Origin of the sequence: Halobacillus massiliensis (assembly GCF_900166625.1) — a bacterium.
Lineage (GTDB): Bacteria > Bacillota > Bacilli > Bacillales > Halobacillaceae > Halobacillus_A > Halobacillus_A massiliensis.
The window spans coordinates 16,451-28,815 of record NZ_LT800499.1; the positions used below are offsets into that span (position 1 = coordinate 16,451).

A 12,365-nucleotide genomic window follows, 5' to 3' on the forward strand; every position below is an offset into this window, starting at 1 on the left:
AGAGATGGAACCATTGCCTTTTATCGCCGTAGAAGGTCCAATTGGAGTAGGCAAAACGTCTCTGTCTAAAAAGCTGGCCTCCCACTTTGATTTTCATCTATTAAAGGAAATCGTTGAGGAAAACCCGTTTTTAGGCAAATTTTATGAGAATATTGATGAATGGAGCTTCCAGACGGAAATGTTCTTTCTGTGTAACCGTGTTAAACAGCTGGAGGACATTGATCAATATTACTTAAAGCAAGGAAAACCAGTCGTAGCTGATTACCATGTCTCTAAAAATATGATCTTTGCCCGCCGCACGCTGAGACAGGATCAGTTTGATAAATATAGCCAAATCTTTCATATTCTCACAGATGATATGCCAAAGCCGAATGTTGTGATTTATCTGCAGGCAAGTCTGGATACACTGCTTGAGCGGATCAAAATGCGAAATCGAGAAGTTGAAGAAAACATTCAGCCTTCTTATCTAGAGCAGCTGTCCCGTGATTATGAGGAATTCATGAGTCACTTTGAAGCCACTCATCCTGACATACCGGTTATTCGTATTAATGGAGATGAACTGGACTTTGTCAGACAACAGCAGGACTTAGAGTATATCGTTGAGCAAGTGAGAGATCATTTAAATAAAGGAGAAGTCATCAAATGAATGCAAGAGAACGTCACGGCATCCCGCATGACAGTGTCATCACAATTGCAGGGACAGTAGGGGTCGGAAAATCGACGATGACCCAATCACTGGCAAATGCACTGCAATTTAGAACATCATTGGAAAAAGTAGAAACAAACCCGTATTTAGATAAATTTTATAGTGATTTTGAACGTTGGAGCTTCCATCTTCAGGTTTATTTTCTGGCGGAGCGTTTTAAAGAGCAGAAGAAAATCTTTGATTATGGCGGAGGATTTGTGCAGGACCGTTCCATTTATGAGGATACCGGTATCTTTGCAAAAATGCATTACGAAAAAGGCACGATGTCAGAAACGGATTATAACACATATACGAGCCTTTTTGACGCCATGGTTATGACCCCATATTTTCCTCATCCCGACCTGCTCATATACTTGGAGGGCTCGTTTGATGATATCATCGAGCGCATTCAAATGCGTGGACGTACAATGGAGCAGCAGACACCGATTGACTATTGGAAAGAGATGTACGATCGCTATGAAAACTGGATCGATAATTTTAATTCTTGTCCTGTACTGCGCCTAAACATTGCAGATTATGATCTTTTAACCAATGAAGAGAGCATAGAGCCGATCTTAGACAAAATCGGGCACTTTATCCAACAGTCACGTAAATGGCGTTCAAGCCGCCAGCTGACATAATGAACCCCCCTTCTCGTTTTGACCGGAAGGGGGTTTTTGCGTAGAAAAAAACCGTTACACATCGTGTAACGGCTTCATGCTCTATAATCTCCAAATTATATGCGCGTTCATTTAAATAATTAAATGGCGGAGGAGGAGGGATTCGAACCCCCGCGGGCCGTGAAGCCCCTGGCGGTTTTCAAGACCGCTCCCTTCAGCCGGACTTGGGTACTCCTCCGCGTGACCGACAATAGATAATATATCATGGGCAGATTCTTCCGTCAATAATTTTGTCGACTTTTTTTGTGATTTTTCTTTGGTCTGCAACACGGAATGTTCCGTTTACTGTATTAGGAGGGACGAGGCTGGGAAATAGCTCGCTTTTAAGCGGGGAGCCGGTGAGCTAGCTCGTTGCACTCGCGGATCTCACCTCTGGCTCAATCTCCCTGCAGGAGTCTCGCCATTTCCCAGTCTCTTTAACTTTTATAGTGAAAACGGAACGCTATGTTTCTAGGAATCTCTTCTACATTTGTCCTCACGTAAGGGTTCCGTTACTCCTAATAAACGCAAAGGGCCAGGGAAACGGCGAGACTCCTATGGGAGGATAGAACAGGGTGAGATCCCGAAGGCTTTAGCCTGAGGAAGCTCACCGTTCGCCCATGGAAAGCGAGTTGTTTCCCCTGGCCCGCTTTTCTATATCCAAGTAAACGGAACAGGAGTCTCCTTTTTTGAGAATTAAATATGAAAGGATAGAACAGGTGAGATCCCGGAAGGCTTTATAGCCTGAGGAGGCTCACCGTTCGCCCTCGGAAAGCGAGCTGTTTCCCCAAGCCCGGTTACCTAAGTTAGGGAATGGAATCCTTTTTATTAAGTATATATAAAAAAGTCCGAGCCTAAGCCCGGACTTTTGTCAGCGATTATTTAATAACTTCTTTTCCTCCCATATATGGACGAAGCACTTCAGGGACGATAACTGAGCCGTCTTCCTGCTGATAGTTTTCGAGGATCGCAGCTACTGTACGGCCGATAGCCAGTCCGGATCCATTTAAAGTATGGACAAACTCCGGCTTGCCTTTTTCTTCGCGGCGGAAACGAATACCTGCCCGGCGCGCCTGGAACGCTTCAAAGTTAGAGCAGGAGCTGATTTCACGGTACGTATCGTTGCTTGGGATCCACACTTCGATATCGTACTTTTTAGCAGCTGTGAAGCCTAGATCTCCTGTACACATACTCATTACCCTGTACGGCAATTTAAGCAGCTGTAAGACCTTTTCAGCGTGTCCTGTCAGCGTTTCAAGTACTTCATAAGAATCTTCCGGCTTCACGAGCTGTACAAGCTCTACTTTATTAAACTGGTGCTGGCGGATAAGACCGCGGGTATCGCGTCCTGCAGATCCGGCTTCAGAGCGGAAATTTGTGCTGAACGCAACAAATTTTTGCGGCAGGTTCTCAGATTTTAAAATCTCTTCACGATAATAGTTGGTTACAGGTACTTCAGCAGTCGGGACGAGGAAATAATCCCAGCCTTCCACCTTAAAAGCATCTTCTTCGAATTTTGGCAGCTGTCCTGTTCCTGTCATGGATGTACGATTAACCATCTGTGGAGGAAGCATTTCCTGATAGCCGTGCTCGTCCGCGTGAAGATCCATCATAAAGTTAAGCAAAGCTCGCTCTAAGCGGGCGCCTAATCCTTTATAGAAAACAAATCGGCTTCCGGTTACTTTTCCAGCGCGTTCAAAGTCTACGATATCCAAATCGGCCGCTACGTCCCAGTGGGCTTTTGCTTCAAAATCAAATGCAGGAACCTCTCCCCATGTACGGGCTTCAATATTGTCTTCTTCATCTTCTCCGACAGGAACACTTTCATGCGGAATGTTAGGAATAGATAAGAGCATTGTATCGAGGCGTTCCTCCACCTGCCTGAGCTCATCATCTAATTCTTTAATGCGGTCGCCGACCTGACGCATTTCTTTAATTTTATCATCGGCATCTTCTTTGTTCTTTTTCAGCTGGGAGATTTCTTTAGAGACGTCATTTCTTCTGGCTTTCAGTTCTTCTGATTCCTGGATCAGCTCACGGCGTCTTACATCAAGTTCTTCAAAAGCATCGAGCTCAGAAAGATCTTCTCCCCGGTTTTGCAGCTTTTGTTTAACTTCTTCAAAGTTTTGTCGTAAGTATTTTAAGTCCAACATTAAAAGTTCCTCCTTTTTTTAAAAATTAAAAAACTCCCGCCCCCTTATGAAAATAAAGGGACGAGAGCTTGGTTATAAATTCCCGCGATACCACCCTGGTTGGAGATACTTATTGATCTCCCGGCTTTACTCATAACGGTGAGAACCGGTCGGCCTTACTCAACGTTCAGGCAGACAACTCAAGGATGGATTCACTATTTTCTAACGTCAGTTTACACCAGCCACTGACTCTCTTTAGAAAGAAAGAATAGCTACTACTTCCTATCATCGTGTTGGCTTTTTAGTTCTTGCCAATAAATATAGACGATCTGATGTTAAGATGCAAGTGATTTTTTAGACATTTCCACCATTTTTACGAAATGCTCCGTAATTCGGTGGTCATCAGTAAGCTCAGGATGGAACGAGCAGGCGAGTAAATGTCCCTGCTGAGCAGCTACGATATTTCCTTCATATGTCGCAAGCACCTCAGTATTTTCACCTACACCTTCTATATAGGGTGCACGAATAAAGACGGCATTATACTGATCGGCGATTCCTTTAATATCAAGGGGCGTTTCAAAGCTTTCTCGCTGACGGCCAAAAGCATTGCGGCGGACACGGATATCCATTAAACCTAAGTGCACATCATAAGAGCCATCAATTTCAGATGCCAGCAGAATCAATCCTGCACATGTACCGAAAATTGGTTTTCCCAGCTTGCCAAATTGATGGAGCGGCTCAAGAAAATTATATTTATCGATTAAACGGCGGATTGTTGTACTCTCCCCGCCCGGAATGATTAACCCATCGATTTCATCTAACTGTTCCACTCTTTTGACGATAACAGCTTCTGCTCCTGATGCTTCTACAGAACGGATATGTTCACGAAAAGCACCTTGAAGTCCTAAAACGCCAATCGTAGTCATGATGCATTTCTCCTTTTATTTATGCTTGTTGTCTAAACTCAAAGGTGCTAGCTTAACAGGGCTTTTCCGCTTTTCTGCCTTAGTGGCTTCTGTCCTGCATGCGCTGATCTGGAGTGAGGGTGTTCATTTCAAGACCTTTCATAGCTGTGCCAAGACCTTTGGAAATTTCAGCAATTAATTTATAGTCATCGTAATGTGTTGTTGCTTCAACGATCGCACGGGCAAATTTTGCAGGGTTGTCTGATTTGAAGATACCAGATCCTACGAATACACCGTCTGCTCCTAATTGCATCATTAGAGAAGCGTCTGATGGTGTGGCGATTCCGCCTGCAGCAAAGTTAACGACCGGAAGACGTCCTTCTTCACGGATTTCTAATAGAAGATCGAATGGTGCTCCGTTTTCTTTAGCATATACCATTACTTCATCATCAGACATGCTTTGAAGCTGACGGATCTGCGATTGAACTTTACGCATATGGCTTACGGCTTCTACGATATTTCCTGTACCAGGCTCTCCTTTTGTACGTAGCATAGAAGCTCCTTCACGAATACGGCGTGTCGCTTCTCCAAGGTCACGGCAGCCGCAGACAAATGGAACAGTATAATCATCTTTTTTAATGTGATAGATCTCATCCGCTGGAGTCAGTACTTCACTCTCATCGATATAGTCTACTCCCATTGACTCAAGAACACGCGCTTCTGTAATGTGGCCGATACGTGCTTTAGCCATAACTGGAATAGAAACGGCATTCATTACTTCTTCAACAATTGTCGGGTCTGCCATACGGGCAACCCCGCCCGCTGCGCGGATATCTGATGGAACACGCTCTAGAGCCATAACGGCTACAGCGCCTGCTTCCTCTGCGATTTTTGCCTGTTCTGCATTTACGACGTCCATGATTACGCCGCCTTTTTGCATTTCTGCCATACCGCGTTTAACGCGGTCAGTACCTATTTGAGACATAAGTGTTTCCTCCCTGGATTGATCTATATTTGGTGTTGCTTTATTTCTATCAGTTATTTCACCTATCTATTGTACCTCATTCATGCATTAAATCCTACCATTTGAATTGGATTTTTTATGTTAAAACCAGCCGTTTACCATATTTACGGCATTGTTGAAAATATCTCCAAAAAAGTCACCGACAGCGCCGATCGTGAGCATGAACCAATTGGCTTTTTCGACACCTGAAGTCGTTACCACGTCTACTTCTGTACGAAGGGGCTCACCTGTCTGAAGATCGTCATAAGACTGCTCTCCATTGTAAACGAGCTCGGCAGTACCTACTTTTTCACCTTTTTCAAAAGGCGCCTCTAAATTGCCACTTTTATCTAAAGCCTCTTTGGATAAATTCACTTTTACTTCATACTGCTTCTCCTCGCCTTTTTTAACAGGGGCTGTAATCGGAGCGGCAGTTTCAAGCTCTACAGAAGATTCCTTTCCTTTTGAAACCTTTACAGTGGAATTTTGATCCACCTGGTGGCCAGCCGGGAAAAGTTCCTTCTGTTCAAACTGTTCAAACCCGTAATCAAGCAGTTTTTTAGTTTCTTCAAAGCGAGCTTCTTCACTATTTGTCTTCATTACCACTGAAATTAGACGCTGGCCGTTACGTTCAGCCGTTCCTGTAAAGCAGAAGCCGGCTAAATCTGTAAAACCTGTTTTTAGTCCATCAAGCCCTTCATAGCCGAAATCTGCTAAATAGCCGGGCATACCTGGAAGCATCCAGTTATAATTATTTATTTCCTTTCCCCCAAAAGTAAAGGAAGTCATAGAAGAGATTTCTAACGCTTCAGGAAAGTCATTTACAAGATGGTAAGCAAGGATTGCAGCTGAACGAGCAGACAGCAGGTTAGTCCCGTCAGGATCTGTTCCTTCTGGATGATTCCCGCTTAAATCTTTATTTTCAAGTCCTGTAGCATTGACGAATTGGTAATCCGGCATTCCCAGCTCTTCCGCTTTTTCATTCATCCTTTTGACGAATTCACCTTCAGACCCGGCTACTAATTCAGCTAAGGCAATCGATGTACCATTGTCAGAATTAATCGCCATGGCTTCATATAATTCTCGTACCGTATAATCCTGGTTCTGTGTTAACCCTACCCCGGAAAACGTAGAGTTAGCCGATATGCTATATGGATAATTGCTTATTTGAGTCGTATCTTCCCAGGAAATTTCACCTGAATTAATTGCTTCTAATACGAGATACTCTGTCATCATCTTTGCCATACTAGCTGGAGGCAGCGTCAAATCAGAATCTTTCTCGTACAAAATTTTGCCTGAATCGGCATCTACTAAGATCGCGGAATCTGCTTTGATATCTACAGTAGCCGCATATGTAGATTCAGGGCTTCCAAAAACGGTAATCATGCATAAAACCAGGACCATCCCCAGGGCCCACGATGCGCGTAATCTTTCTTTCAAATCTCTCAACCTCCATGGAAAATAGTATGCATCTTTGTTATTTTACCATATGACTTCATAAAAAAATAGACAGGGAAAAGTCCCTGTCTATGTTTATTTTTCCGGGTTAAACGGAGTAATTTGGAGCTTCTTTTGTAATTTGTACATCGTGCGGGTGACTTTCTCTTAAGCCGGCACCTGTAATTCTAGTAAACTTAGCGTCATTGCGAAGTTCTTCGATTCCTTTCGTCCCACAGTATCCCATACCTGAACGAAGACCTCCAAGCAGCTGATGAATGGAATCACTAAGTGGTCCTTTATAAGGCATACGGCCTTCAATGCCTTCAGGGACAAGTTTTTTCGATTCTGAATCATTTTGGAAGTAACGGTCTTTAGAGCCGGACTCCATTGCTCCTACAGATCCCATGCCGCGGTAAACTTTAAAGCGGCGCCCCTGATAAATTTCTGTCTCGCCTGGACTTTCTGTTACACCTGCAAGCAGGCTGCCAAGCATAACAGCATGCGCACCTGCAGCTATCGCTTTTACAATATCACCTGAATATTTAATACCACCGTCAGCAATCACAGGAATATTGTGTTTAGAAGCTTCCAAAGCACAGTCATAAACAGCCGTAATCTGCGGTACACCAACTCCGGCTACTACCCGTGTCGTACAAATAGATCCTGGTCCGATCCCTACTTTTACTACATCTGCACCCGCTTCAATCAGTTCACGAGTCGCTTCAGGAGTGGCCACGTTCCCTGCAATAATATTGATGTTTGGATACTTGTCACGAATTCGCTTCACTTGGTCAATAACACCTTGTGAGTGACCGTGAGCCGTGTCGACAACGAGAGCGTCGACGTTGGCTTCAACAAGCTTATCGATACGAGTCATAGCATCTGCCGTTACACCAACAGCAGCGGCTACGAGAAGGCGGCCCTGCTCATCTTTTGCAGCCATTGGAAACTCGATTACTTTCTCGATATCTTTGATCGTAATCAAGCCTTTGAGTACACCATTATCATCTACCATTGGAAGCTTTTCAATTTTATATTCCTGAAGAATTTTTTCAGCTTCTTCAAGGGTTGTACCCACAGGAGCTGTTACGAGGTTATCTTTCGTCATAACTTCGTTGATCTCACGGGAATAATCATCCATAAATCTCAAGTCACGATTGGTGATGATGCCAACAAGCTTTTGATCCTCAATGTTATTTACAATCGGTACACCGGAAATACGGAACTTGCCCATTAAATGTTCTGCGTCAAATACCTGATGCTCTGGTGTTAGGAAAAAAGGATTAGTAATAACGCCGCTTTCTGATCTTTTCACACGGTCTACATGCTCCGCCTGTTCTTCAATTGACATGTTCTTATGAATGACACCTAATCCGCCCTGGCGTGCCATCCCAATGGCCATAGGTGCTTCTGTTACTGTATCCATCCCTGCGCTCATAATCGGTACATTCAGCTTCAGTGTAGGGGAAAGCTGTGTCGCAAGGGAAACATCCCTTGGAAGTACATCCGATTTAGCAGGAACTAAAAGAACGTCGTCAAAGGTCAGGCCTTCTTTTGTAAACTTGTCCTCTCGCATGCTTGATCCTCTCCTTAAATAGTTTATTTAAATATGGGTAAAGTAAGTGGGTAATGGTTTTATCAATTTTTCTTATTGTTATTTACAATACGACAATGATCTGCCTTTTTCAAGAACAAAAAACATCTTCCTCGTTGTAAAAAATAGGAAAGGAGTCCTGTGTAAATGAACGAAAGAGATGCTTTCCTAACATACTTAAATGCTGTTTCCCATGCTCGGAATTATCTCCACTCCCGTTATGAGCGAATTCAGGCAGACGATGCTAAGACCTTAGCCTACCAAAATGTCGAGCGATTTATGTATGGACTCAGACTTGGCGAAGAATATTTTGTAGCCGCCGAGCAGACGCCCTTAAGCGTTCAGCCGCTTCTTTACTATTACAGTCTGACCCATTTTTTAAAAAGCTGTATTTTAACAATCGATCCTACTTATCCTTCTTCTGTAAAAGTACTGGCCCACGGGCTTTCTACCCGTAAACGTAAAAAGCAGCATTATCGATTTTTAGAAGACGAAATTCGAATTCAGCCTCATGGGCTGTTTCCTTATGCTTCAAAGTGTCTCTTTCGCAAGAATGAGCTTCCGACAAAAGTTTCGATGAGTGAGTTGTTAGAACCGCTGCCTTTTATGAAGCCGATTTTTCAGTATAAATCAATGGCTGTTGAGAAGAGTACGGAAATTCTGCCTAAGTTAATGGCTGAGTTTGCGATTCTTTATAATTTGAGTATGCTTGTGCGCTATGAAGATGAGTGGTGGGGAGAGATGGAACAGCTTCGCGACAGGGAAGACTATGTCTTTATTAAATACTATCTTGAAAAAATGCCGGAGGAGATTCCTCAGCTTATTTCTTCCTGGCTGTATGAGCATGTAATTGATTAGGAGTTACCTTGCTATTCCATATTGAATAACGAAAGAACTGTTCGTAAGAGAATAAGACTGTTCTGTTTCCTGTATAAAGAGGAAAGAGGCTGGGAAATGACTCGCTTTCCGCGGGGAGCCGATGAGCTAGCTCGTTACACTCGCGGATCTCATCTTGGCTCTATCTCCCTGCAGGAGTCTCGCCATTTCCCACCCTCTTTACCATTTGTTATAAACAGAACGCTGTAGTTTCAGTAATCTCTCTTAAGGAAATAGTCTTTTCTTACTCAGCGTTCCGTTACTCCTAATAATCTCAAAGGGCCGGGGGAAACGGCGAGACTCCTATGGGAGAGAAGAACAGGGTGAGATCCTGGAGGGCTTAAAGCCCGAGGAAGCTCACCATTCGCCCATGGAAAGCTAGTCTTTCCCCAGGCCCGGCTCCCTATCCTAAAGTAAACGGAACACCGCTTCTCTTCACAAAGCACCCCAAAGGAATTAAACAACAAAAAGCCGCTCTCCTTTTAAATTAGAGAGCGGCTTAATAATTATTCTTCTTCGTTATTTAAATCGTCAGCGCTATCTGCTTCTGTGGAAACAGAACCTTCATTCGAAGATTCGGCAGCTTCGATGGCTTCTTCAATGATCTCTTCTTCTTCTTTTTCAGATTCGATCCGTGCCACGGTTGCTACTTCTTCATCTTCCTGAAGACGAATTAATCGTACCCCTTGCGTATTTCGTCCTGTTTCAGAAATGGTTTCTACAGGCATCCGAATCAGCACTCCATGTGCGGTAATGATCATGGCGTCTTCTTCGCCGGTAACGGCTTTTGTGGCAACTACATGCCCATTTTTCTCTGTGAGGTTACAAGTAATAATCCCTTTACCGCCCCGGTTAGTCAGGCGATAGTCCTCAGCAGGCGTCCGCTTTCCGAAGCCTTTGCTCGTAACGGTAAGCACCTGAAGATTGTCATCAATAATTTCCATGGAAACGACTTTATCATCAGAGCGAAGGGAGATCCCTTTCACCCCGGCAGCTGTACGTCCCATCTTACGAATCTGGGACTCGTTAAAGCGAATAACGTATCCATTTTTCGTACCGATCATTATATCCTGTTCGCCATCTGTCAGCTTAACAGAAATCAGTTCATCATCTTCACGAAGACCAAGGGCAATAAGTCCGCCGCGGCGAATGTTTGCGAACTGTGAAATGCTTGTCCGCTTCGTGATACCGTTTCGAGTCGTAAACACGAAGTACCAGTCATCTGCGAATTCTTCCACAGCAATTACAGCATTGATCCATTCATCACGATCGATCTCCAGCATATTAATGATCGGGATACCCTTCGCTGTCCGGCTGAACTCGGGCACTTCATAGCCTTTAGCTTTATAGACTTTCCCTTTGTTAGAAAAGAACAGCAGGGTGTTATGAGTAGACGTGGACAATAAATGTTCTACGAAGTCTTCTTCATGTGTGCCCATTCCCTGCACGCCTCGTCCGCCTCTTCGCTGAGAACGGTACGTCGTGGCGGGCAGACGCTTAATATAGCCCTGGTGAGTCAGTGTAACGATAACTGTTTCTTCCGGAATTAAATCTTCATCCTCAATGAAATCAGTGCCGCCGAGGACAATCTCTGTACGGCGTTCGTCGTTATACTGTTCTTTCACTTCCAGAAGTTCTTCACGAATAATTTCAAGAACTTTCTCTTCATCTGCTAAAATCGCTTTTAATTCAGCAATCAGCTTCACTAAGTCCTGGTATTCTTCTTCAATTTTTTCCCGCTCTAAGCCTGTTAAGCGCTGCAGACGCATATCAAGAATGGCCTGTGCCTGCTTATCGGAAAGACCGAAACGCTCGATAAGGCCGTTGCGGGCAATTTCTGTAGTCTGGGAACCGCGAATGAGTTGAATGACTTCATCCAGATGGTCTAAAGCAATACGCAGCCCTTCTAAAATGTGGGCTCTTGCTTCCGCTTTTCGAAGCTCATAGGCCGTACGGCGTTTAATGACCACTTTTTGGTGTTCCAGGTAGTATTCAAGACACTGCTTTAAGTTCAGAACTTTAGGCTGGCCATCAACTAATGCCAGCATATTGATACCAAACGTTGTCTGTAATGCCGTCATTTTATAGAGATTGTTTAACAGTACGTTAGGGTTTGCATCGCGGCGGAGTTCAATAACGACACGCATTCCGTTACGGTCGGATTCATCTCTTAGATCTGTAATGCCGTCGATTTTCTTATCACGGGCCAATTCAGCTATTTTTTCAACGAGACGGGCTTTGTTCACCTGATAAGGAAGCTCTGTCACAATCAAAGTAGATTTTCCGTTGGCATGCTCTTCGATGTCAACTTTGGCCCTGATGGTAATAGATCCTTTCCCAGTTTCATAGGCTTTTCTAATACCGCTTAGTCCGAGAATCTGCCCGTGAGTTGGGAAGTCAGGTCCATAAATATATTCTTCCATCAATTCCTGGATCGTAATGTCTGGATTCTTACTAACAGCAAGAACTCCATCGATAACTTCTCCAAGCTGATGAGGAGGAATATTTGTCGCCATACCTACAGCGATTCCTGCACCTCCATTTACAAGAAGGTTAGGGAATCTCGATGGAAGAACGAGCGGTTCTTTTTCCGTACCATCGTAGTTATCGCCATAATCTATCGTGTCTTTGTTGATATCACGCAGGATTTCCATGGAAATCTTGGACATGCGGGCTTCTGTATAACGCATGGCTGCTGCGGAGTCTCCATCGACAGAACCAAAGTTTCCGTGACCATCGACAAGCATGTAGCGATAAGCAAAATTCTGAGCCATCCGAACCATCGTATCGTAAACGGCAGAATCACCGTGCGGGTGATACTTACCGATAACTTCCCCAACGATACGTGCGGATTTTTTATAAGCTTTATCAGAGTGCATGCCTAAGTCGTGCATGGCATATAATATTCGCCGGTGTACCGGTTTTAAACCATCTCGTACATCTGGAAGTGCACGAGCGACGATTACACTCATCGCATAATCTAGAAAGGAAGTTCTCATCTCATTGCTTATATTGACTTCCTCTACGCGAGGGCGTTCAGGTTGATCAACCATTCCAATTACCTCCTAGTT

Annotated in this window: 9 protein-coding genes, 1 tRNA gene and 1 other annotated feature; of the genes, 3 read left to right on the forward strand and 7 right to left on the reverse strand. The window is 44.0% G+C overall.

The window, feature by feature from the left end; all coding sequences use genetic code 11:
- The first annotated feature begins 4 nt into the window (after positions 1–4).
- On the forward strand, positions 5–646 hold the full coding sequence (locus B7E06_RS00195) for a deoxynucleoside kinase (protein ID WP_082231948.1): 642 nt from the start codon (positions 5–7) through the stop codon (positions 644–646).
- Positions 643–1,326: a deoxynucleoside kinase gene (locus tag B7E06_RS00200; RefSeq protein ID WP_082231949.1), complete on the forward strand. Its 684-nt coding sequence runs from the start codon at positions 643–645 to the stop codon at positions 1,324–1,326. Before B7E06_RS00195 ends, B7E06_RS00200 begins: the two co-directional genes overlap by 4 nt.
- Positions 1,327–1,450: 124 nt before the next feature.
- On the opposite strand, the gene B7E06_RS00205 is transcribed toward B7E06_RS00200, so the two are convergent.
- The 6 genes from B7E06_RS00205 to guaB all read right to left on the reverse strand — a co-directional run bounded on the left by B7E06_RS00205 (position 1,451) and on the right by guaB (position 8,400).
- A tRNA-Ser gene (locus B7E06_RS00205) sits at positions 1,451–1,543 on the reverse strand.
- A gap of 679 nt (positions 1,544–2,222) precedes the next feature.
- Entirely contained in the window at positions 2,223–3,497 is a 1,275-nt protein-coding gene (serS, locus tag B7E06_RS00210; protein WP_082231950.1) for a serine--tRNA ligase, read from the reverse strand.
- Between the two features lie 53 nt (positions 3,498–3,550).
- Positions 3,551–3,774 (reverse strand) — a binding site (T-box leader).
- A gap of 37 nt (positions 3,775–3,811) precedes the next feature.
- Positions 3,812–4,402 carry a pyridoxal 5'-phosphate synthase glutaminase subunit PdxT gene (gene pdxT, locus B7E06_RS00215; RefSeq protein WP_082231951.1) on the reverse strand — a complete coding sequence of 197 codons (591 nt, stop codon included), beginning with the start codon at positions 4,400–4,402 and terminating at the stop codon, positions 3,812–3,814.
- A gap of 79 nt (positions 4,403–4,481) precedes the next feature.
- Complete coding sequence (pdxS, locus tag B7E06_RS00220; RefSeq protein ID WP_082231952.1) at positions 4,482–5,366, reverse strand: pyridoxal 5'-phosphate synthase lyase subunit PdxS; 885 nt, start codon at positions 5,364–5,366, stop codon at positions 4,482–4,484.
- A 120-nt stretch (positions 5,367–5,486) separates the two neighbouring features.
- Entirely contained in the window at positions 5,487–6,824 is a 1,338-nt protein-coding gene (locus B7E06_RS00225) for a serine hydrolase (RefSeq protein ID WP_245807642.1), read from the reverse strand.
- A 106-nt stretch (positions 6,825–6,930) separates the two neighbouring features.
- A complete protein-coding gene (guaB, locus tag B7E06_RS00230) occupies positions 6,931–8,400 on the reverse strand; it encodes an IMP dehydrogenase (RefSeq protein WP_082231953.1) in 1,470 nt (489 codons plus the stop codon).
- A gap of 165 nt (positions 8,401–8,565) precedes the next feature.
- Between guaB and B7E06_RS00235 the strand changes: the two genes are divergently transcribed.
- Positions 8,566–9,276, forward strand: a complete 711-nt coding sequence (locus B7E06_RS00235; RefSeq protein WP_082231954.1) for a YaaC family protein — start codon at positions 8,566–8,568, stop codon at positions 9,274–9,276.
- A gap of 524 nt (positions 9,277–9,800) precedes the next feature.
- Here the strand turns inward: B7E06_RS00235 and gyrA are convergent.
- Entirely contained in the window at positions 9,801–12,347 is a 2,547-nt protein-coding gene (gyrA, locus tag B7E06_RS00240; protein ID WP_082231955.1) for a DNA gyrase subunit A, read from the reverse strand.
- Between the last annotated feature and the right edge of the window lie 18 nt (positions 12,348–12,365).

What these genes read in the sequence shown, in the direction of transcription:
- gyrA (WP_082231955.1), bottom strand. Translation starts at nt 12,347, where the DNA reads ATGGTTGATCAACCTGAACGCCCTCGCGTAGAGGAAGTCAATATAAGC.
- pdxS (WP_082231952.1), bottom strand. Translation starts at nt 5,366, where the DNA reads ATGTCTCAAATAGGTACTGACCGCGTTAAACGCGGTATGGCAGAAATG.
- B7E06_RS00235 (WP_082231954.1), top strand. Translation starts at nt 8,566, where the DNA reads ATGAACGAAAGAGATGCTTTCCTAACATACTTAAATGCTGTTTCCCAT.
- B7E06_RS00200 (WP_082231949.1), top strand. Translation starts at nt 643, where the DNA reads ATGAATGCAAGAGAACGTCACGGCATCCCGCATGACAGTGTCATCACA.
- B7E06_RS00195 (WP_082231948.1), top strand. Translation starts at nt 5, where the DNA reads ATGGAACCATTGCCTTTTATCGCCGTAGAAGGTCCAATTGGAGTAGGC.
- guaB (WP_082231953.1), bottom strand. Translation starts at nt 8,400, where the DNA reads ATGCGAGAGGACAAGTTTACAAAAGAAGGCCTGACCTTTGACGACGTT.
- serS (WP_082231950.1), bottom strand. Translation starts at nt 3,497, where the DNA reads ATGTTGGACTTAAAATACTTACGACAAAACTTTGAAGAAGTTAAACAA.
- pdxT (WP_082231951.1), bottom strand. Translation starts at nt 4,402, where the DNA reads ATGACTACGATTGGCGTTTTAGGACTTCAAGGTGCTTTTCGTGAACAT.